The organism is Streptococcus intermedius SK54 = ATCC 27335 (genome assembly GCF_000413475.1).
In the GTDB taxonomy this organism is placed as follows: Bacteria; Bacillota; Bacilli; order Lactobacillales; family Streptococcaceae; genus Streptococcus; species Streptococcus intermedius.
Window position 1 is genome coordinate 1 of the sequence record NZ_ATFK01000004.1, and the last position, 19,100, is coordinate 19,100.

The 19,100-nt window shown below is 39.3% G+C and carries 22 protein-coding genes and 1 other annotated feature; of the genes, 18 read left to right on the forward strand and 4 right to left on the reverse strand.

All coding sequences use genetic code 11. The annotated features are described in order from the left end of the window. Nucleotides 1-213 precede the first annotated feature (213 nt). The 5 genes from HMPREF1654_RS05420 (at nucleotide 214) to HMPREF1654_RS05440 (ending at nucleotide 5,950) form a co-directional block, all read left to right on the forward strand. Nucleotides 214-1,875 carry a ribonuclease J gene (locus HMPREF1654_RS05420; RefSeq protein ID WP_003076932.1) on the forward strand — a complete coding sequence of 554 codons (1,662 nt, stop codon included), beginning with the start codon at nucleotides 214-216 and terminating at the stop codon, nucleotides 1,873-1,875. A gap of 104 nt (nucleotides 1,876-1,979) precedes the next feature. Next, entirely contained in the window at nucleotides 1,980-2,771 is a 792-nt protein-coding gene (locus HMPREF1654_RS05425; RefSeq protein WP_014829719.1) for an alpha/beta hydrolase, read from the forward strand. A 141-nt stretch (nucleotides 2,772-2,912) separates the two neighbouring features. Further along, complete coding sequence (locus tag HMPREF1654_RS05430) at nucleotides 2,913-3,614, forward strand: matrixin family metalloprotease (RefSeq protein ID WP_003076522.1); 702 nt, start codon at nucleotides 2,913-2,915, stop codon at nucleotides 3,612-3,614. A gap of 1 nt (nucleotide 3,615) precedes the next feature. Next, the gene (locus HMPREF1654_RS05435; protein WP_009568837.1) at nucleotides 3,616-3,981 is read left to right on the forward strand and encodes a hypothetical protein; all 366 of its coding nucleotides are present in this window, start codon (nucleotides 3,616-3,618) and stop codon (nucleotides 3,979-3,981) included. A gap of 73 nt (nucleotides 3,982-4,054) precedes the next feature. Continuing rightward, entirely contained in the window at nucleotides 4,055-5,950 is a 1,896-nt protein-coding gene (locus HMPREF1654_RS05440) for an ABC-F family ATP-binding cassette domain-containing protein (protein ID WP_003076833.1), read from the forward strand. A gap of 104 nt (nucleotides 5,951-6,054) precedes the next feature. Here HMPREF1654_RS05440 and HMPREF1654_RS05445 read toward each other — a convergent pair whose 3' ends face one another. From HMPREF1654_RS05445 to murT, 3 genes are read right to left on the reverse strand one after another with little or no spacing between them, the layout of a single operon-like run. Further along, nucleotides 6,055-6,312, reverse strand: a complete 258-nt coding sequence (locus HMPREF1654_RS05445; protein ID WP_003076604.1) for a lipopolysaccharide assembly protein LapA domain-containing protein — start codon at nucleotides 6,310-6,312, stop codon at nucleotides 6,055-6,057. Between the two features lie 30 nt (nucleotides 6,313-6,342). Further along, a complete protein-coding gene (gatD, locus tag HMPREF1654_RS05450) occupies nucleotides 6,343-7,128 on the reverse strand; it encodes a lipid II isoglutaminyl synthase subunit GatD (protein ID WP_003076396.1) in 786 nt (261 codons plus the stop codon). Next, entirely contained in the window at nucleotides 7,128-8,471 is a 1,344-nt protein-coding gene (murT, locus tag HMPREF1654_RS05455; RefSeq protein ID WP_003076245.1) for a lipid II isoglutaminyl synthase subunit MurT, read from the reverse strand. The genes gatD and murT overlap by 1 nt, the downstream gene beginning before the upstream one ends. Nucleotides 8,472-8,579: 108 nt before the next feature. Between murT and cdaA the strand changes: the two genes are divergently transcribed. The 6 genes from cdaA (at nucleotide 8,580) to HMPREF1654_RS05485 (ending at nucleotide 14,113) form a co-directional block, all read left to right on the forward strand. Beyond that, nucleotides 8,580-9,437 (forward strand): diadenylate cyclase CdaA, encoded by an 858-nt coding sequence (gene cdaA / locus HMPREF1654_RS05460; protein WP_003072382.1) that lies wholly within the window; start codon nucleotides 8,580-8,582, stop codon nucleotides 9,435-9,437. Beyond that, nucleotides 9,424-10,152 carry a CdaR family protein gene (locus HMPREF1654_RS05465; protein ID WP_003076410.1) on the forward strand — a complete coding sequence of 243 codons (729 nt, stop codon included), beginning with the start codon at nucleotides 9,424-9,426 and terminating at the stop codon, nucleotides 10,150-10,152. Before cdaA ends, HMPREF1654_RS05465 begins: the two co-directional genes overlap by 14 nt. A gap of 24 nt (nucleotides 10,153-10,176) precedes the next feature. Beyond that, nucleotides 10,177-11,529 carry a phosphoglucosamine mutase gene (gene glmM / locus HMPREF1654_RS05470; protein WP_003077033.1) on the forward strand — a complete coding sequence of 451 codons (1,353 nt, stop codon included), beginning with the start codon at nucleotides 10,177-10,179 and terminating at the stop codon, nucleotides 11,527-11,529. A 106-nt stretch (nucleotides 11,530-11,635) separates the two neighbouring features. Further along, nucleotides 11,636-12,286 (forward strand): phosphoserine phosphatase SerB, encoded by a 651-nt coding sequence (gene serB, locus HMPREF1654_RS05475; RefSeq protein WP_003076416.1) that lies wholly within the window; start codon nucleotides 11,636-11,638, stop codon nucleotides 12,284-12,286. Between the two features lie 3 nt (nucleotides 12,287-12,289). Continuing rightward, nucleotides 12,290-13,402: a glycerate kinase gene (locus tag HMPREF1654_RS05480; protein ID WP_003076543.1), complete on the forward strand. Its 1,113-nt coding sequence runs from the start codon at nucleotides 12,290-12,292 to the stop codon at nucleotides 13,400-13,402. A gap of 216 nt (nucleotides 13,403-13,618) precedes the next feature. Continuing rightward, nucleotides 13,619-14,113, forward strand: a complete 495-nt coding sequence (locus HMPREF1654_RS05485; protein ID WP_003035038.1) for an EbsA family protein — start codon at nucleotides 13,619-13,621, stop codon at nucleotides 14,111-14,113. On the opposite strand, the gene HMPREF1654_RS05490 is transcribed toward HMPREF1654_RS05485, so the two are convergent. Then, entirely contained in the window at nucleotides 14,100-14,297 is a 198-nt protein-coding gene (locus HMPREF1654_RS05490) for a ferredoxin (protein ID WP_003035062.1), read from the reverse strand. The two genes, HMPREF1654_RS05485 and HMPREF1654_RS05490, sit on opposite strands and share 14 nt — an antisense overlap. A gap of 45 nt (nucleotides 14,298-14,342) precedes the next feature. On the opposite strand from HMPREF1654_RS05490, the gene HMPREF1654_RS05495 reads away from it, so the two are divergent. The 7 genes from HMPREF1654_RS05495 to HMPREF1654_RS05525 all read left to right on the forward strand — a co-directional run bounded on the left by HMPREF1654_RS05495 (nucleotide 14,343) and on the right by HMPREF1654_RS05525 (nucleotide 19,089). Then, complete coding sequence (locus HMPREF1654_RS05495; protein ID WP_003076958.1) at nucleotides 14,343-14,795, forward strand: SAG1386/EF1546 family surface-associated protein; 453 nt, start codon at nucleotides 14,343-14,345, stop codon at nucleotides 14,793-14,795. 9 nt (nucleotides 14,796-14,804) lie between these two features. Continuing rightward, on the forward strand, nucleotides 14,805-15,482 hold the full coding sequence (gene cmk / locus HMPREF1654_RS05500; protein WP_003035090.1) for a (d)CMP kinase: 678 nt from the start codon (nucleotides 14,805-14,807) through the stop codon (nucleotides 15,480-15,482). A gap of 26 nt (nucleotides 15,483-15,508) precedes the next feature. Then, nucleotides 15,509-15,638 (forward strand) — a sequence feature (ribosomal protein L20 leader region). A gap of 15 nt (nucleotides 15,639-15,653) precedes the next feature. Further along, on the forward strand, nucleotides 15,654-16,184 hold the full coding sequence (infC, locus tag HMPREF1654_RS05505; RefSeq protein WP_003025051.1) for a translation initiation factor IF-3: 531 nt from the start codon (nucleotides 15,654-15,656) through the stop codon (nucleotides 16,182-16,184). A 33-nt stretch (nucleotides 16,185-16,217) separates the two neighbouring features. Then, a complete protein-coding gene (gene rpmI / locus HMPREF1654_RS05510; RefSeq protein WP_003025048.1) occupies nucleotides 16,218-16,418 on the forward strand; it encodes a 50S ribosomal protein L35 in 201 nt (66 codons plus the stop codon). Nucleotides 16,419-16,464: 46 nt separating this feature from the next. Next, nucleotides 16,465-16,824, forward strand: coding sequence for a 50S ribosomal protein L20 (gene rplT, locus HMPREF1654_RS05515; RefSeq protein WP_003072395.1), 360 nt, complete (start codon nucleotides 16,465-16,467; stop codon nucleotides 16,822-16,824). Nucleotides 16,825-17,103: 279 nt separating this feature from the next. Then, nucleotides 17,104-17,490: a lactoylglutathione lyase gene (gene gloA / locus HMPREF1654_RS05520; protein WP_003076252.1), complete on the forward strand. Its 387-nt coding sequence runs from the start codon at nucleotides 17,104-17,106 to the stop codon at nucleotides 17,488-17,490. Between the two features lie 231 nt (nucleotides 17,491-17,721). Beyond that, the gene (locus HMPREF1654_RS05525; protein WP_003072399.1) at nucleotides 17,722-19,089 is read left to right on the forward strand and encodes a polysaccharide deacetylase family protein; all 1,368 of its coding nucleotides are present in this window, start codon (nucleotides 17,722-17,724) and stop codon (nucleotides 19,087-19,089) included. Nucleotides 19,090-19,100 lie beyond the last annotated feature (11 nt).

The following is a 19,100-nucleotide window of genomic DNA, read 5'->3' on the forward strand; positions in this document are numbered from 1 at the left end:
GTCTTTTTTTGAAAAATTTGCTAAAAATCAACTCTCCTTTAACTTAAATATTGTTTTTTCTACAAAAGTTTACCACATTCTTGTATGCTCTCCTCTTTGAAAAAAATCATGAAAAGTAGTATAATAAATAAAATATGCAAAATACTTGCAAAACTGTAATTCGACTTGGGAAGCCAAGGGCCGTTAGTAAGAAAAATATGAAAAGGAGAATCAATGAGCAATATTAAATTGATTGCTTTGGGCGGTGTACGTGAAAATGGAAAAAATCTTTACATCGCTGAAGTGGATGAATCTATTTTTATCCTTGATGTCGGACTAAAGTATCCGGAAAATGAACAGCTTGGTGTGGACTTTGTCATTCCAAATATGGACTATTTATTTGAAAATAAGGACCGCATTGCAGGAGTCTTTTTGACACACGGTCATGCAGACGCGATTGGTGCTCTGCCTTATTTATTGGCGGAAATAAAGGTACCTGTATTTGGTTCGGAACTGACGATTGAGCTGGCCAAGTTATTTGTCAAAGGAAATGATACAGTCAAAAAATTCAATAATTTTCATGTGATTGATGAAGATACAGAGATTGACTTTGGAGATACGGTTGTGTCTTTCTTTAAAACAACACACTCAATTCCAGAGAGTTTAGGAATTATTTTGAAAACGCCTGAAGGCAATATTGTTTACACAGGTGATTTCAAGTTTGATCAAACAGCTAGCCAGTCTTATGCGACAGATTTTGCTCGTTTGGCAGAGATTGGTCGCGAAGGTGTCCTAGCTCTTCTTAGTGATTCTGCCAATGCGGATAGTAGTATTCAAGTGGCAAGTGAGAGTGAAGTTGCAAAGGAAATTAGTGATACGATTGGGGATTGGGATGGGCGCGTGATTGTTGCGGCAGTTGCGAGCAATCTTTCTCGTATTCAGCAAGTTTTTGAAGCAGCTGCTAGAACGGGACGTCGTGTTGTATTAACTGGATTTGATGTTGAAAATATCGTTCGTACAGCTATTCGCTTGAAGAAATTATCCCTTGTAGATGAACGCTTGCTGATTAAACCTAAAGAAATGTCTAAGTTTGAAGATCATGAATTGATCATTTTGGAAACTGGTCGAATGGGTGAGCCCATCAATGGGTTGCGTAAGATGTCTATTGGTCGTCACCGCTATGTAGAAATTAAGGAAGGCGATTTGATTTATATTGTTACCACACCGTCTATCGCAAAAGAAGCCTTGGTGGCACGTGTAGAAAATATGATCTACCAAGCAGGTGGTGTTGTTAAATTGATTACGCAAGATTTACGAGTGTCCGGTCATGGAAATGAACGCGATTTGCAACTGATGTTAAATCTCTTGCAGCCAAAATTCTTGTTTCCGATTCAAGGAGAATACCGTGAATTAGCAGCGCATGCTAAAGCTGCGATGGCTGTTGGAATGTTGCCAGAGAACATTTTTATTCCAAAACGTGGTAGCATTATGGAATATGAAAAAGGCGATTTTTTACCTGCTGGAGCAGTACCTGCTGGTGACGTCATGATTGACGGAAATGCGATTGGTGATGTGGGAAATATTGTTCTGCGTGACCGTAAAGTTTTATCCGAGGACGGTATCTTTATCGTAGCGATTACAGTGAACCGACGTGATAAGAAGATTATTTCCAGAGCGAAGATTCATACACGTGGTTTTGTTTATGCCAAGAAAAGTCGCGATATTTTACGTGAAAGTGCTGATTTAATCAATAAGACAGTTGAAGATTACCTCGCAAAGGATAATTTTGATTGGGGCGAATTGAAGGGGGCTGTACGTGACAATCTTGCGAAATACCTCTTTGAGCAAACGAAACGTCGGCCAGCCATTTTACCAGTTGTAATGGAAGTGCGTTAAGATCGCTGGAGGCATTTGACAAGATAGTAACAAAAATAATGGGGTCAGGACACTTGTTCCAACCCCTTTCTTACATTCATATGTAGATATAAAAAGGAGACAACATGGCATTTTTTGAAATTGAATATCATTCTACAGTATTAGAAATGGAGCGTCGTGTCAATGTCATCTATCCTGATGCAGACGCGGTAGAGCCAAGTCGGATGACAGACACCGATATTCCCGTTCTTTATCTTTTGCATGGTATGGGTGGAAATGAAAATTCTTGGCGGAAGCGGACAAATATTGAGCGTCTATTACGCCATACAAATTTAATTGTAATTATGCCATCAACAGATCTTGCTTGGTACACGAATACTACTTATGGATTAAAATACTATGATGCTATAGCCAAAGAACTGCCTGAAGTCATGCAACGTTTCTTTCCAAATATGAGTCGAAAACGTGAAAAAACATTTATCGCTGGTTTATCTATGGGAGGTTATGGGGCTTATAAAATAGCATTGACAACAGATCAATTCTCTTATGCGGGGTCCTTCTCAGGTGCCATTGGAATCGGTTTGGATGATGTGAATATAGAGGACCTTCCTGGAGGAACACTCAACTATTGGCAAGGTGTGTTTGGTGATTTGAAAGCAGCTGGTGTTGAGCAACATTTTCTAACAACGATGGCAAAGAAGTCAGATAAAAGAACTAAATTCTATGCTTGGTGTGGAGAGCAAGATTTTCTCTATCAAGCAAATGAAATAGCCGTTAAAAAATTACGCGAGTGCGAGTTAGATATTACGTATCATCATGCTCCAGGAAAGCACGAGTGGTATTATTGGGAAAAACAATTAGAAAAATTTCTTAAATGGTTGCCAATTGGTTTTGAAGTAGAGGAACGCCTATCTTAAGTGTGGTATCTTGGGTTCTTATATTTGACAGGGAATGATTTTTAGAGATTTGTTATTTCTATTATGCTCTATCTATTTTAAGAATTTTTTAAGTGAATCTCATTATACTTACTCTTTATATTTTAAATTAGGAGGGCGAGAATGAGGTTTGTATTTGGAATGTTTTCGGCGTTCTTGCGCTTGATGTGGTGTTTGGTTTATACTATTGCCTTGGTAGCACTTCTTTTTGTAGGAAGTTTGTATATCATGAGTCCTTCTAAAACGAATTTTGTTACAATTCTTCAGCAAGATGTGCGACAACTTTATCGTTATATAAATGGGCAAGATCGTCAACGAAGCGTTGGGCAACATGTGAAAGATATTACCAAGCAATTATCAGACAATCATGTTCACCAATCTGGTGTTCGGTGGGATAAAGCAAGTGCTACGGTGTATATAGATACAAAAAATTCAACGCTTCGCTTGGCTTATCAGGAAGCCATTCATGCTTGGAATAAAACAGGTGCATTCACTTTTCAGATAGTAGATGATAAAAAGCAGGCGAATATTGTGGCTACGGAGATGAATAATGCTACTGTGAATGCAGCTGGTGAAGCAGAATCACAAACAAATTTGTTGACTAAACGTTTCACAACTGTAATTGTTCGTTTAAATCGTTATTATCTATTAAACAGTCAATACGGCTACTCTTATGAACGAATCGTAAACACAGCAGAACATGAATTGGGACATGCGATTGGATTAGAACACAATGAAGAAAAATCTGTCATGCAGTCCTCTGGTTCATTTTATAGTATTCAAGCAGTGGACGTTCAAACAGTAAAGGAGTTGTATCAATCATAAAATGTTAAAAAATATATTTAAAGTCATTAGATATTTCCCAGAGCAAGTTTTTTTGTTTCTCTTTAATTCTAGTATTTTTGCATGGTTATGGAAAAGTGGCTCTGATATCGCAAATCGTATTGGAGTGACAGCTGCATGGCGAGAACATATTCCAGCTCCTATCCAAAGTTTTTTTGGCGAAAACAGTCAGGCAGTTCAAGGCTTTTTCAATCATTCAGCTGTTATGTGGTTGATTGGTTCTATGATGATCCTTTGGGTAATCCGTTTTGTAAAAGGAATCATCAAATTCGTTCTTTTCATTTTGATTATTTTATTAGGTATTTACCTCGTGATGCAAAATCAAGAAATTTTACATACTTTTAGATGAAATGCGGTTTATCTTGACCGTATTTTTATTTTCTAGAATGGTAGTTGGACTATGAATTTGCTATAATAGGGTTATGATTATTTTACAAGCAAGCAAGATTGAGCGCTCTTTTGCAGGTGAGCTTCTTTTTAACAATATTAACCTGCAGGTGGATGAGGGTGATCGAATTGCCCTCGTCGGTAAAAATGGAGCTGGAAAGTCAACCCTGCTCAAGATTTTGGTGGGCGAGGAAGAGCCTACTTCTGGTCAGATCAATAAAAAACGAGACCTGTCCCTGTCCTATCTGGCTCAGGACAGCCGCTTTGAGTCGGAGAATACCATCTACGACGAGATGCTGCTGGTCTTTGATAGTCTGCGTCAGCAAGAGAAGCGTTTGCGGCAGATGGAGCTGCAAATGGGAGAATTGTCAGGGGAAGACCTGACTGCTCTCATGACCCAGTACGACCAGCTGTCAGAGGGCTTTCGCCAGAAAGGTGGTTTTACCTACGAGGCCGATATTCGAGCTATTTTGAATGGTTTCAAGTTTGACCAGTCCATGTGGCAGATGAAGATTTCTGAGCTTTCGGGCGGGCAGAATACCCGTCTGGCTCTGGCTAAGATGCTTTTGGAAAAGCCAGAACTGCTGGTACTGGACGAGCCGACCAACCACTTGGATATCGAGACTATTGCCTGGCTGGAGACTTACTTGATTAACTACAGCGGTGCATTGATTATCGTCAGTCACGACCGTTATTTCCTGGACAAGGTTGCAACTATCACGCTGGATTTGACCAAACATTCCTTGGATCGTTATGTGGGCAATTATTCTAGCTTCGTGGTCCAAAAGGAGCAGAAGTTAGCCACTGAAGCTAAGAATTACGAAAAGCAACAGAAAGAAATTGCTGCGCTAGAGGACTTTGTCAATCGCAATCTAGTCCGAGCCTCCACTACCAAGAGGGCTCAGTCCCGCCGCAAACAGCTGGAAAAGATGGAGCGTTTGGACAGGCCGGAGACTGGCAGCCGCTCGGCTAATATGACCTTCAAATCCGATAAGGTTTCTGGAAATGTTGTTCTGACTTTGGAAGACGCAGCTATTGGCTACGGAAAGGAAGTCCTGTCAGAGCCGATTAACCTTGATATTCGCAAGTTTAATGCGGTAGCTATTGTCGGGCCAAATGGGATTGGAAAGACTACCTTGATTAAATCACTAATCGGTCAAGTGCCCTTCATCAGAGGTAAGGAGCAGTTGGGGGCTAATGTGGAAGTAGGCTACTATGACCAGACCCAGAGCAAACTGACTCCCAGCAATACGGTTCTCGATGAGCTATGGAATGACTTCAAGCTGACGCCAGAGGTCGAGATTCGCAATCGCTTAGGCGCTTTCCTCTTCTCGGGAGACGATGTCAAGAAGTCTGTCGGCATGCTATCAGGTGGAGAGCGGGCGCGGCTGCTTCTAGCCAAGCTGTCTATGGAAAACAACAACTTTCTCATCCTAGACGAGCCGACTAACCACCTGGACATTGATAGCAAGGAAGTGCTGGAAAATGCCCTGATTGACTTTGACGGCACCCTGCTCTTTGTCAGCCATGATCGTTACTTTATCAACCGTGTGGCCACCCAGATTATTGAGCTCTCTGAGACAGGCTCCACCCTTTATCTGGGTGATTATGACTACTATCTGGAAAAAAAGGCAGAGCAGGAAGCCTTGTGTGAGGAGGCGGAGCAGGTCAGTCCTGACAAGCCAGCACCTGCCAATAACTATCAGCTTCAAAAGGAAAACCAGAAAGAACAGCGCCGGCTGGCCCGCCGCCTAGAGCAGCTGGAAGCGCAAATCGAGGACTTGGACAGTCAGATCAGTCAGCTTCAGGAAGCCATGCAGGCAACCAACGACGCCGGCGAACTCATGGAGAGCCAGCAGCAAATCGACCAGCTGACCGATGCCCAAGAAGAAGTCCTGCTAGAATGGGAAGAACTGGCGGATAAGGTGTAGGAGTGTGCAGTTTCTGTGTAAAATGAGCTTCTTAGAGATTACAATGTTTTCCCTACCCTTACTAAAAGAGAATATAAAAAAACTAGGCTGGAATAATTTCCAACCTAGTTTGTTGTATGTGAGTTTTCAAGAGCTTCTTTGGTTTTCTTAAGTTCTTTTTTCAGTGAGAAATTTTTCACCATGCTGATGAGGAAGGTCGTGACAGAACCCAGGAGAACTGAGATCAAAATCAATATAATCAAGGGAAGTTTGAAGCTAAATAGGATAAAGCTAACATTGACGCTCTGCATATTGGCCAAGGAAATACCGGCCACCAATAGAATGGTAATTAAAAGCAGGATGTAGTGTAGTTTTTCTTTCATAATGATTCTCCAATATATTTATATTATTCTTTATTCAAATTCAGCCTTGCTCTTGATATCTCCGTATTCTTCTGGGATTTCTTGAGCTAGGATATCTTCATAAGCAGCCAGTTCAATATTTGAGCCATACCTGTTTTTCAGAGCGGTGGTCACCAGACGGTAGGCCAAGTTTGCGTTTCGGGATAAAATGGGGCCATGGAAGTAGGAGCCAAAGACATTTTTATAATGAACGCCTTCGCAACCATCCTCTTGGTTGTTACCATTTCCATAGACAACCTTGCCCAGTGGTTTTTCATCATCAGACAGAAACGTCCGTCCTTGATGATTTTCAAAACCATAGTAAGTTTCATCAAATTCTTCATTATGAATCTTGATGTCGCCGATGTAGCGATTATTAGTCTGATTGAGGGTATAATGTCCCATGATACCTAAGCCCTCGATCCGTCGACCTGATGCTTCGATATAGTATTGGCCTAGGAGTTGGAAGCCGCCGCAGATAGCTAGCATTACGCCATTTTCGTTAATAAAACTTTCTAAAGCCTCTTTTTTAGCTGGCAAGTCACGAGCCACGATCGTTTGCTCATAGTCTTGACCACCCCCAAAGAAGACGATGTCGTAGCTGTCCTTGTCAAAGTCATCTTCTAGAGAGACAATATCGACCTCAACCCTAGCGCCTAACTTTTCAGCCACATACTTGAGCATGAGCACATTTCCATTGTCCCCGTAGGTATTCATGAGATTGCCATAGAGGTGGGCAATCCTTACATCATAGCGATAATCCTGGTTTTCAGGAGAAGTGAGGGATCTATAAACCATTAGTTCATCTCCTTTCTGACAACCTGATTAGAAGCAAGTAGTTCACGAAATTCTAACATGGCGGTGTAGGTTGCTAAGATATAGGCATGTCTGGTTTTCTGATGTTTAATTTCTTCAAAGACTTGACTCAAATCAGCTACTTCATTGATTTGCTTGGCATCATAACCAGTGACTCGCAAGCGACGAGCAATTTCAGAATGACGAACACCACCAGCAATGATATGCGAGATATCCATGTCTAAAATTTTCTCAAAATCAGCGTCCCAAATCCAGCTGGTATCAATGCCATCTGCGTAGTTGGCGTTGAGGAGAACTGACAAACTGAATGAATAAGGAGCAAGCTTGATCATTTCTAGAGCTTGCGTAGCTCCAACTGGATTTTTAATCAGAACTAGCGTGCATTCTTTGTCGCCAATCTTGAACGTTTCCTGACGTCCGAAAACGGCTCTACTTTTGTCAAAACCAGCCTTGATGGTAGCTGAGTCGACTTCAAAGAACTGAGCAACAGAAACGGCTGCTAAAGCGTTGTAGATGTTATAAAGGCCTCCAATATTGATGTGATAGTCTTGATCATCAATGACGAATTCTGAACTATTGTGGTGAAGGCTAGTTAATTGGGTCAGTTTGTAGTTTAATTCAGGGCGTTTAAAATGACAATATTCACAAATATAATCACCTAAATTAGCATAAGTATTGAGCTTGTATTTTAGAATATGCTGACACTTGGGACAGAGGATGCCCTCAGTATTATAATGCGCTAACTCAGCTTGCCCTTTTTTGGTGTCAAATCCATAGTAGCGGACGGGATTCTTCAGTCTGACCGAGTTAAAGAGCGGGCTGTCACCGTTCATCAGTACAGTCGCTTCAGGTACTTTCGCTGCAGCATCGAGAATCATTTGGTAGGTCGTGTAAATCTCTCCGTAACGATCCATTTGGTCACGGAAAATATTGGTAAAGACAAAAAGGCTTGGCTTGATATAGTCACAAATACGAGAAAGACTCGCTTCGTCAATTTCTAGTACAGCAATATTCTTGCCAGATTTGCCTTTCTTAGCGGTCAGGAAAGTTGTGGTAATCCCCGCAATCATATTGGCACCACTGGGATTGGTCACCACTTCTCCGAAAACTTCCTTGAGAATGCCTACCGTCAGAGCTGTAGTTAGAGTTTTACCATTGGTTCCGGTAATAACCACGACCTCATAGTTCTTCGCTAGGTTTTGTAAAATGTTTTTGTCAAATGTTAGGGCAACTTTCCCTGGCAGGGTCGAACCACGCCCCATTTTGCTGAGAACAAAGTGGGAGGACTTGCCTGCCAAAAGGCCCAATGCTGTATTTATCTTCATAAGAAATATTTTATCATAAAAAAGTAAAGAAGGTTACAGAAAAATATCTTGAAAAGTGATATAATAGTCAAGAACGTTTTTTAGGTTGAGAAAGTGAGGACACTGAAAATGAATTTTCAGCAATTGTCCAATCTCCAATATTGGGCTAGTTTATTTTCTAGCCCTTGGAGTATTGTCATCAATATTATCGATATTGCGCTAATTGCTTGGATTTTATTTTATTTTACAAAAGCAATCGCTGGTACCAAAATTATGATTCTTGTTCGAGGGGTTTTAATTTTTGTGCTTGCTCAAATTATTGCCAATGCTATTGGTTTAACCACAGTTTCTTGGTTAATCAACCAAGTCATTACCTATGGAGTAATTGCGGCAGTTGTAATTTTTACACCTGAGATTCGTACAGGTCTGGAAAGATTGGGACGCGCAACGGATTTGTTTTCGACAGCACCCATCAGCTCTGAGGAAAGAATGGTACAGGCATTTGTCAAGGCAGTAGATTATATGAGTCCTCGGAAAATTGGAGCTCTTGTTGCTATCCAAGGAAGTAGAACTTTACAAGAATACATTACCACAGGAATTTCTTTAGATGCTGATGTTTCAGGTGAGTTGTTAATCAATATTTTTATTCCGAATACGCCATTACACGATGGAGCTGTTATTGTAAGAGATAATAAAATAGCCGTTTCTTGCGCTTATCTTCCGCTTACGGAAAACACAGGAATTTCGAAAGAATTTGGGACGCGCCACCGTGCCGCAATCGGTCTTTCAGAAGTGTCAGATGCTCTTACTTTTGTAGTGTCAGAGGAAACGGGAGGTATTTCCATCACACATAACGGGGTTTTCAAACATGATTTGACCTTAAAAGAATTTGAAGCAGAGTTGCGGAAGGTGTTAGTTTCTGATGAGCAGCCAAAATCATCATTTAGAGTTCGTGTGCTAGGAGGTCGGAGACATGAGAAATCATAAGCAGATTTGGTATATTGTTTCTTCTATCTTTTTTGCTGTTGTTTTATTTATTTATGCAACAACGACAAATTACCAAAATAACTCAAGTGCCAGACAAACTAAGTCTGAAACATATACCAATACCTTACCTAGTGTTCCAATTGATATCAAATACAATAGCGAAAAGTATTTTATTAGTGGTTTTGCATCAGAAGTATCAGTAGTGTTAACAGGTTCCAATCGTGTAACACTTGCTAGTGAGATGCAAGAAAGTACTCGAAAGTTTAAAGTTGTAGCGGATTTAACAAAAGCTACGGAAGGAACAAGAGAGGTACCTTTAGCTGTTAAAAATTTACCAAGTGGGTTGACTGCTACTGTTACACCGGCTAAGATTACGGTGAAGATTGGTAAGAAGGCAAGTAAAACATTTGAAGTTAAAACAACTATTAGTTCTGCTCAGTTGGCAGAGGGGTTAACAATTGATCGAGTGACTGTTGGTGACCATAAAGTAACCGTTACAAGTGATGAGGACACGCTAGCCAAGGTCGATCATGTAGAAGCAGTAGTGCCAACTAGTGAAAAAATATCTGCTAACTATTCAGGCAATGCCCCACTACAGGCAGTTGATGCGAATGGTACAGTTTTGCCAAGTGTGATTACTCCTTATGAGACAACCATAAAAATTACTGTTAAATCATCAAGTTCGTCTTCAAGTTCGACGAGCTCATCCAAATAAAAGTATTGAAAGGATTTTAAAAAAATGGGAAAATATTTCGGAACGGACGGAGTTCGTGGAGAAGCAAATGTGGAATTAACGCCAGAATTAGCGTTTAAATTAGGTCGATTTGGTGGCTATGTATTGAGCCAACATGAAAAAGAAGTGCCTCGTGTTTTTGTAGGACGTGACACACGCATCTCAGGAGAATTGCTGGAAAGCGCTCTAGTAGCTGGACTTCTTTCTGTTGGGATTCGTGTTTATAAACTCGGGGTAATTGCAACACCAGGTGTAGCTTATCTGGTGAAATCTGAAAAAGCAAGTGCTGGGGTTATGATTTCAGCTAGCCATAATCCTGCACTTGACAACGGTATTAAATTTTTCGGCGGAGATGGTTATAAGCTAGATGATGATCGCGAGTTAGAAATTGAAGCACTTCTTGATGCTAAAGAAGACAATTTACCACGTCCAAGTGCGGAAGGCTTAGGGACGCTAATGGATTATCCAGAAGGGCTGCGCAAATATCAGCAGTATCTCGTATCGACTGGTCTTGATTTAGACGGAATGAAAGTGGCTTTGGATACAGCGAATGGTGCTGCTTCAACGAGTGCTCGTCAGGTATTTGTAGATTTGGGAGCTAGATTGACAGTTATTGGAGAAAATCCAGATGGGTTGAATATCAATTTAAATGTAGGTTCTACACATCCTGAAAAATTGCAAGAAACAGTTCGTGAATCAGGCTCAGCACTTGGTTTGGCATTTGATGGAGATAGTGATCGCTTGATTGCGGTAGATGAAAATGGTGAGATTGTTGATGGTGATAAAATCATGTACATCATTGGGAGATACCTCTCTGGAAAAGGGTTGCTAGCCCAAAATACAATCGTAACAACTGTTATGTCAAATCTAGGTTTCCATAAAGCCTTGGATCGTGAAGGTATTAATAAAGTGATTACAGCTGTTGGTGACCGTTATGTCGTAGAAGAAATGCGCAAATCGGGTTACAATCTTGGTGGTGAGCAATCAGGGCATGTTATTATCATGGATTATAATACGACGGGTGACGGTCAGCTGACAGCCGTTCAATTGACAAAAGTAATGAGAGAAACAGGCAAAACTTTATCTGAATTAGCTTCAGAAGTAACAATTTATCCGCAAAAATTGGTTAATATCCGTGTTGAAAATACTATGAAGGATAAGGCCATGGAAGTTCCTGCTATTAAAGCTGTGATTGAAAAAATGGAAGAAGAAATGGCTGGAAATGGTCGCATTCTTGTTCGTCCAAGTGGAACGGAGCCTCTTTTACGAGTCATGGCGGAAGCACCAAGTCATGAGGAAGTCGATTATTACGTTAATACAATTGCAGATATTGTACGCGCTGAAATTGGTATTGAATAAAGTAAAAAATCTCTGTTTGTTATATAGGCAGAGATTTTTTACTTTATATTGTAGTTTCTTTTGTCAAGCAAATTTTTATATATTCAAAAATGTATGAGGTAATAATATGAGAGCCATAGGATTATTGGTAATGGATGTGGATAGTACTTTGGTGAAAGAAGAAATAATTGATTTACTAGGGGCTGAAGTAGGAGTTGGTGAGCAGGTTGCAGCTATTACAAAATGTGCCATGCAAGGAAAATATGATTTCGAAGCGGCTCTGCTAGAGCGTGTGACCCTGCTTAAAGGACTCCCTGAGGCCATTTTTAAACAAGTTTCTAAGAAAATTCATTTTACTAAAGGGGCTCGACAGTTGATAGAAGAAATGCATCAGCGTGGTTATAAGGTTGGTATTGTATCAGGTGGATTTCATGAAATAGTAGATGAATTAGCAGTGAAGTTGGACATAGATTATGTAAAAGCTAATCACTTGGAAGTAAAAGATGGCCAGCTGACAGGTAGGGTTTTAGGGACAGTTGTCACAAAAGAAGTCAAAAAAGCAATGCTAAAGCAATGGGCAGAGGAAAACAACTTGACTCTTGCTCAAACCATTGCTGTAGGAGATGGTGCTAATGACCTTCCAATGATATTAACAGCAGGAATTGGGATTGCTTTTAATGCCAAGCCTATTGTGAGAGCGCAAGCACCTTATCAAATTCATCAGAATGACTTGTATCAGGTCGTAAAACTTTTGGAAGAGATAGAAAGCGAGGATTAGAGTATGCATATTTTAATTGTACCTGACTCTTTTAAAGAAAGTTTATCGGCTAAAAGTGTTGCAGAGGCCATAAAAGAAGGTTTTTCTAAGGCAATCCCGGAAGCAACATTTGATTTACTACCTATTGGAGATGGTGGCGAAGGAACAGTTGCTGCTTTAGTCGCCTCAATGAAATTATCCGAATATGAAAGGACAGTAACCGGACCATTCGGCGAGGCAGTTACGATGAAATATGCTCGTAAAGGCGATGTGGCTCTCTTTGAAATGGCTGACTTGGTTGGGTTGGCGAGTATCTCATCAGAAAAAAGAAACCCTTTGACTCTTGATACCAGAGGATTAGGAGAGTTAATTTTGTATCTCGCCAAAGAAGATGTGAGGCAAATTTATATTGGCGTAGGTGGTTCGGCTACCAATGATGGTGGAATTGGAATGGCAGCTGGATTGGGTTATGAATTTTTTGATAAGGATAATCACTTGCTCCAAGCAAAGGGTTCGTCTTTAGACCGTGTGGCTCGCATTTCAGCGGATAAAGTTCCTGCAAGTTTAGGAAATTTGGATATTCAGATTCTGACAGATGTTATGAATCCTCTCTGTGGTGAAAACGGATCTACATACATTTTTGGGGGTCAAAAAGGCTTGCCTGATTTGCTATTTTCTCAAGTAGATCAAGCCATGGCAACGTTTTATAAACAGGCGAATCCAACAATCTTTTCACTGGCTGGTGCCGGTGCTGGAGGAGGTATGGCAGCAGGGCTAGTGACATTTGCGCATGGAAAAATTGTATCAGGGATTGATACTTGTCTCAACTTGCTCGATTTTGATAATCGTGTCAAAAAGGCTGATTTAGTGATTGTGGGTGAAGGTCGAATGGATCAGCAAAGTCTGTCAGGTAAAGCCCCTATTGGAGTAGCAAGGAGAACGCCAATCAATATTCCTGTAATTGCTATTTGTGGTAGTCTAAGGAATGATTTACCAGATTTTCCAGTAGAGAACATTCAGGCTGCTTTTCCAATCATTTCTCAAGTCGAACCTTTAATTATTACTTTAGATAGGGCAGAAGAAAACCTCGTCCGAACAGCACAAAATATCGGAAATTTATTGAGAATGAAAATATGACCATCCATTCTGTCGGTTGAATATTAGGAAAATAAAATGTCAAGTTACTTGTGAGTCAGTTGAGGTATTCTTCTCTTAACATAGCTATCATTTTCGACTACTGTGATAAGGGATGAGAGAGATAGTATCTTGCCTCCTTAATTTTTTTCTTTGTTGTTTAATCTCACTCCCATTTTTCTTTTTTTTATGATAAACTATATAAGAGGAGGTGTAGATATGATAAAGATTTTTGGGCAATTGCGTTACCATTGGCAGCCAGATCTTTCTCTTCTAATTATTTATTGGTCTTTATCGGTTATTCCGATTTTTATAGGTTTTGCATTTTTGTTTGAAAGTTCAGAAGTTCCGTTTTTAGTCCTGTTCTCTTTCTTTTTATTCATGGTATTATTGGGAATTGGCGTGCATAGATATTTTACGATATATGACGATGGGATTTTAAGAATCATAACGGCAAACCCATTTACACCTTCAAAGATTGAAATTTCAACGATTCGTAAGGTAGAGGTAACAAAGACCTCTATTACTCTCTTCTTTGATGGCAAAGAAAAAGGCCGTACGTTTTGTATGCGCAAGTGGCCTAAGAAGTATTTTGTAAATGCTTTGGCTTTGAATGACCATTTTAAAGGGGAAGTTGAATTAGTGGATAATTTAACCCATGTAGACTATTTTGAACTATATTATGCTCATCCTAAAAAAACTACTCTTTCATAAGAGCTTTTGTAGGACAGTTTTTGATCGCTTCAATAATATCAGGTGTTTCGGGAACTTCCTTTTCCAGAAGCTCATTATCTTTATAAAATTTGACAATACCATTATCATGGTAATCAAATAGGTCAGAATAGGTTTGACAAAGACCACAAGCAATGCATCGTTCAGGAATGAGTGTAACTTTCATACTCATATTGTAATCGGAATTTGGAAAAAATACAAGGAGGAAGTCATGGCAAAGGAACCATGGGAAGAAGATATTTACGACAAGGGAGAAAATGAATTGGCGAGAAGCAAAAAAACGAACGGTGTAGTAGCTAATCGTGTGTTGACGATTTTAGCTGTTATTTTTTTCGTTATAGTGATTGTAATGGTAGGAATGATGATTTATTTATCTACTGGTGGAAGTAGTAAGAAAGCAGCAACGGAGGGCTTTTATAATGCTGCAAAAACTACTAGTAAATCAAGTGAAAGTTCTAGTGCTCCCACTTCTTCTAAAGCAGCAAGTGATAGCAGTCAGCCGCAATCATCTGAAGGAACGATTACCGTTCAGGCTGGAGAAGGAGAAGCTGCCATTGCTGCGCGTGCGGGGATTTCAATTGCGGAATTAGAGCGTTTAAATCCGTCTCACATGACAACAGGTGCGTGGTACGCTAATCCAGGTGATGTAGTAAAAATTCGATAGGAGTGCCGAATGAAACAGATTCAAATTGCTATTGATGGCCCAGCTTCAAGTGGAAAGTCAACAGTTGCAAAAATTATTGCAAAAGATTTTGATTACACTTACTTGGATACAGGTGCGATGTATCGTGCAGCGACTTACTTAGCTTTAAAAAATGATTTATCAGCGGAAAAATGGTCTGAAATTGTTGCGCTATTAGATACTTATCCTGTTAGTTTTGGACGTGGTAAAAATGGAGAGCAACTCGTTTTTGTTGGAGATGTAGATGTGACGCATCCGATTCGAGAAAATGAAGTCACTAACAATGTTTCTTGGGTGTCTGCAATTCCAGAAGTACGAGAAAAGTTGGTTGATTTACAACGAGAAATTGCCACTCAAGGCGGTATTGTTATGGATGGGCGTGACATTGGAACAGTTGTTTTGCCTCATGCAGAGTTAAAAATTTTTCTTGTAGCCTCAGTTGAGGAAAGAGCTCAACGCCGCTATAAAGAAAATCTTGAAAAAGGTATTCCAACTGATTTGGAAACCCTCAAAAAAGAAATTTCAGATCGTGATTATAAGGACAGTCACCGTTCAGTTTCTCCTTTAAAACCAGCAGATGATGCTATTCATTTTGATACGACTGGTGTCGGAATTGTGGAAGTTGTGAATTTTATCGAAGAAAAAGCTAAAAAAATCCTTGACAAATAATCCGAAACTTGTTATCATATAAAAGTTGAGAAAAGCAGAAGTGAGAACTTCTCGCCTTGCGACTAACGTTGTCTGGCTCTACGGATTAAGTTTCAGGAATGAAATACTATCATGTAGTGCGGACTTGCGTTAGCAAGTCCGCTCTTGTTTTTCTCTAAAAATAAAAAAGAGGTGAAAACCATAGCAAAACAAGACTTATTCATCAATGATGAAATTCGTGTACGTGAAGTTCGTTTGATCGGTCTTGATGGTGAGCAATTGGGCATTAAACCACTTAGCGAAGCGCAAGCGATTGCTGACGATGCAAATGTGGATCTTGTTCTGATTCAACCACAAGCTAAACCGCCTGTTGCAAAAATTATGGACTATGGAAAGTTCAAGTTTGAGTATCAGAAAAAACAAAAAGAGCAACGCAAAAAACAAAGTGTTGTTACTGTGAAAGAAGTTCGTCTTAGTCCAACTATTGACAAAGGTGACTTTGATACAAAACTTCGTAATGCACGCAAGTTCCTTGAAAAAGGAAATAAAGTGAAAGTTTCTATTCGCTTTAAAGGGCGGATGATTACTCACAAAGAAATCGGAGCGAAAGTATTAGCCGACTTTGCTCAAGCAACGCAGGATATTGCGATTATTGAACAAAGAGCTAAGATGGATGGACGTCAAATGTTCATGCAGTTAGCACCAATCCCTGACAAAAAGTAATCTGTTAGAAGTTAGAAAAAGGAGAAAAATATCATGCCAAAACAAAAAACACACCGCGCATCAGCTAAACGTTTCAAACGTACAGGTTCTGGTGGCTTGAAACGTTTCCGTGCTTACACTTCTCACCGTTTCCACGGAAAAACTAAAAAACAACGTCGTCATCTTCGTAAAGCAGCAATGGTGCATTCAGGAGATTTCAAACGTATCAAAGCAATGCTGACAGGTCTTAAATAAGAGATTTTGCAGTAGATTATTCTAGGAAATATTGGAGGAAATATAAATGGCACGTGTTAAAGGTGGCGTTGTATCGCGCAAACGTCGTAAACGTATTTTAAAATTAGCTAAAGGTTACTATGGTGCAAAACATATCTTGTTCCGTACAGCAAAAGAACAAGTAATGAACTCATACTACTATGCATATCGTGACCGTCGTCAAAAGAAACGTGATTTCCGTAAATTGTGGATTACGCGTATCAATGCGGCAGCTCGTATGAATGGACTTTCATATTCACAATTGATGCATGGTCTGAAATTGGCTGAAATTGAAGTAAACCGTAAAATGCTTGCTGACTTAGCTGTCAATGATACAGCAGCTTTCACAGCTCTTGCAGATGCGGCTAAAGCAAAATTAGGTAAATAAAGAAAAAGAGGCTGGGACGAATTGTTCCCAGCCTCAAAGCATACTATGGTACAAGTCAATGATGCAGTGCTTGCTAGTTCAATGGTTTACTTTGAGGTTGCAAGAGGAAATTTTGCGCAACAAGTCTCAAGATGAGTTGCTTTTTGAGCTTAGAAACTTTAGAAGAATGGGATAGGAATAACTTTTTGGTTAGTCCTATTTGCTGCTATCTGTTTTTTATGGCCGAGGCTAGAGAAAAGTTGTAATTTACGATATAATAAAAAGTAAAGGAGGATAATGATGACTTCTAAAATGTTACATACTTGTTTGCGAGTGGAGAGTTTAGAACAATCTATTGCATTTTATGCAGATGCATTTGGATTTAAAGAATTACGGCGCAAAGATTTCCCAGAACATCAGTTTACAATTGCTTATTTGGGACTTGAAGGTGATGAGTATGAGTTAGAATTGACTTATAACTATGATCATGGACCTTATATGATTGGAGATGGTTTTGCTCATATGGCTTTGAGTACGCCTGATTTGCTGAAGCTTCACGCTGAACATACTGCTAAGGGTTATGAAGTTACCCAACCAAATGGTCTTCCTGGGACGAAACCGAATTATTATTTTATTAAAGACCCAGATGGCTATAAAGTTGAAGTTATACAAGAAAAGACCCTTTAAGTTTTCGCACTAAAAAATGAAAGGCTTGAAAAATAATTACGTTTTTAGCCTTTTTTGTTAGATGGAATAGTTTTGGAAATGATATCCTTTGTTGCGCAAGTTGAAGGTATAGTTACCGAATTTACAATAGTTTTGTGGTAAAATGCTACGTCTTGCAGTTGGTGTACATAGTTATAAAGTTCTATAATTTTGAAGCAAAGTCATGAAGAGATATCTAAGAAAGGTCGTGGAGTGAAAAAAATAATTCTCATTGTGCTGAATGTCTTTCTTTTAAGTATTGTTATTTTTGGAAGTTTTCAGGTTAAAAAATTATTGCAAAAGAGAAAATTAGATCATCAAATTGTCCAGATTTTAAAAAAGGCAGATACCAAATATAATCAAGATTCAGTACGAAAGCAGACAAGACGCATAGGAAGTCGTTATATTACATCTTATTATCCACTAACAGATAGTGGTAAGCAAGATATTGGCATTGTTAAGGAGAAAATCAATGAAGATATTCGAAGGCTTTCCAATAAAAAAAATCGGAATTTGGAGATTGATAGGTTAGTTTTTTATATTAGCCAACTAACTGCAACAGATTTTTCAGGAGTTAGGAAGGTTAATATTAAGAGAATTTCTTATCCGATATTGACTACAAAAGTTGGAGAAGTTGAAGAGGATTTCCTTGATTTTGTTTATGTATCATCTGATAATAAAGTGTTTAGCTTAAATCGTTTGCTTAAAAATGTTGAGCAAGGTAAAAAAATCTTATTAAAAGATATTCACCAGAAGATTGCTGCGCTCAATAAAGTTGAGGGACAGAAAATTTTACAGGAATTTCAAGCGAAAGATATCTCTCAATGGGTATTTAGTTATGAAAGGGGAAAACTTAAGCTATTTTATAAAAACAATGAGCGAGTTTCAAAGATAGAAGTTCCCTTATCAACCTTATATGAAGTGATTGATGAGCATTATTTAAAAGGAGAGGAATTGGTGGCTTATCAGTCTTACCTAGCTAAAAAACAGCAAAAATTAGTAGCTTTGACGTTTGACGATGGTCCCAATGCAGAAACAACACCACATGCTTTGGATATTTTAGCTAAGTACCATGTCAAGGGAACTTTCTTCATGTTGGGAAAAAATGTGGCTGGAAATGAACAACTGATCAAACGCGTCCATAATGAGGGACACGAAATCGGCAATCATAGTTGGAGTCATCCACTGTTGACAACTCTTTCTCTTGACCAAGCGAAAAAACAGATTGAGGAAACACAAGTAGCCCTTCAATCTGTTATTGGGGAAAGTCCAAAATTGATGCGTCCACCTTATGGAGCAATCAATGACACGATCCGAAATGCGATTGATATGTCTTTTGTTATGTGGAATGTGGATAGTTTGGATTGGAAAAATCGCAACACTCAGTCTATTATGGAGCAAGTAAAAAAACAGACAACTTCGGGCTCTATCATTTTAATGCATGACATTCATCAAACGACTATTAACGCTTTACCGAGTGTGATTGAGTATTTACAAAAGAATGGTTACACCTTGGTTACTGTAAGTGAGCTCTTGCAACATCGACTAGAGGGACATCAGTTATATTATGGAGGATATTAAATAGAAAAAGG

Coding starts and splice junctions, on each gene's coding strand:
- HMPREF1654_RS05420 (WP_003076932.1), top strand. CDS start 214: ATGAGCAATATTAAATTGATTGCTTTGGGCGGTGTACGTGAAAATGGA.
- HMPREF1654_RS05425 (WP_014829719.1), top strand. CDS start 1,980: ATGGCATTTTTTGAAATTGAATATCATTCTACAGTATTAGAAATGGAG.
- HMPREF1654_RS05430 (WP_003076522.1), top strand. CDS start 2,913: ATGAGGTTTGTATTTGGAATGTTTTCGGCGTTCTTGCGCTTGATGTGG.
- HMPREF1654_RS05435 (WP_009568837.1), top strand. CDS start 3,616: ATGTTAAAAAATATATTTAAAGTCATTAGATATTTCCCAGAGCAAGTT.
- HMPREF1654_RS05440 (WP_003076833.1), top strand. CDS start 4,055: ATGATTATTTTACAAGCAAGCAAGATTGAGCGCTCTTTTGCAGGTGAG.
- HMPREF1654_RS05445 (WP_003076604.1), bottom strand. CDS start 6,312: ATGAAAGAAAAACTACACTACATCCTGCTTTTAATTACCATTCTATTG.
- gatD (WP_003076396.1), bottom strand. CDS start 7,128: ATGGTTTATAGATCCCTCACTTCTCCTGAAAACCAGGATTATCGCTAT.
- murT (WP_003076245.1), bottom strand. CDS start 8,471: ATGAAGATAAATACAGCATTGGGCCTTTTGGCAGGCAAGTCCTCCCAC.
- cdaA (WP_003072382.1), top strand. CDS start 8,580: ATGAATTTTCAGCAATTGTCCAATCTCCAATATTGGGCTAGTTTATTT.
- HMPREF1654_RS05465 (WP_003076410.1), top strand. CDS start 9,424: ATGAGAAATCATAAGCAGATTTGGTATATTGTTTCTTCTATCTTTTTT.
- glmM (WP_003077033.1), top strand. CDS start 10,177: ATGGGAAAATATTTCGGAACGGACGGAGTTCGTGGAGAAGCAAATGTG.
- serB (WP_003076416.1), top strand. CDS start 11,636: ATGAGAGCCATAGGATTATTGGTAATGGATGTGGATAGTACTTTGGTG.
- HMPREF1654_RS05480 (WP_003076543.1), top strand. CDS start 12,290: ATGCATATTTTAATTGTACCTGACTCTTTTAAAGAAAGTTTATCGGCT.
- HMPREF1654_RS05485 (WP_003035038.1), top strand. CDS start 13,619: ATGATAAAGATTTTTGGGCAATTGCGTTACCATTGGCAGCCAGATCTT.
- HMPREF1654_RS05490 (WP_003035062.1), bottom strand. CDS start 14,297: ATGAAAGTTACACTCATTCCTGAACGATGCATTGCTTGTGGTCTTTGT.
- HMPREF1654_RS05495 (WP_003076958.1), top strand. CDS start 14,343: ATGGCAAAGGAACCATGGGAAGAAGATATTTACGACAAGGGAGAAAAT.
- cmk (WP_003035090.1), top strand. CDS start 14,805: ATGAAACAGATTCAAATTGCTATTGATGGCCCAGCTTCAAGTGGAAAG.
- rpmI (WP_003025048.1), top strand. CDS start 16,218: ATGCCAAAACAAAAAACACACCGCGCATCAGCTAAACGTTTCAAACGT.
- rplT (WP_003072395.1), top strand. CDS start 16,465: ATGGCACGTGTTAAAGGTGGCGTTGTATCGCGCAAACGTCGTAAACGT.
- gloA (WP_003076252.1), top strand. CDS start 17,104: ATGACTTCTAAAATGTTACATACTTGTTTGCGAGTGGAGAGTTTAGAA.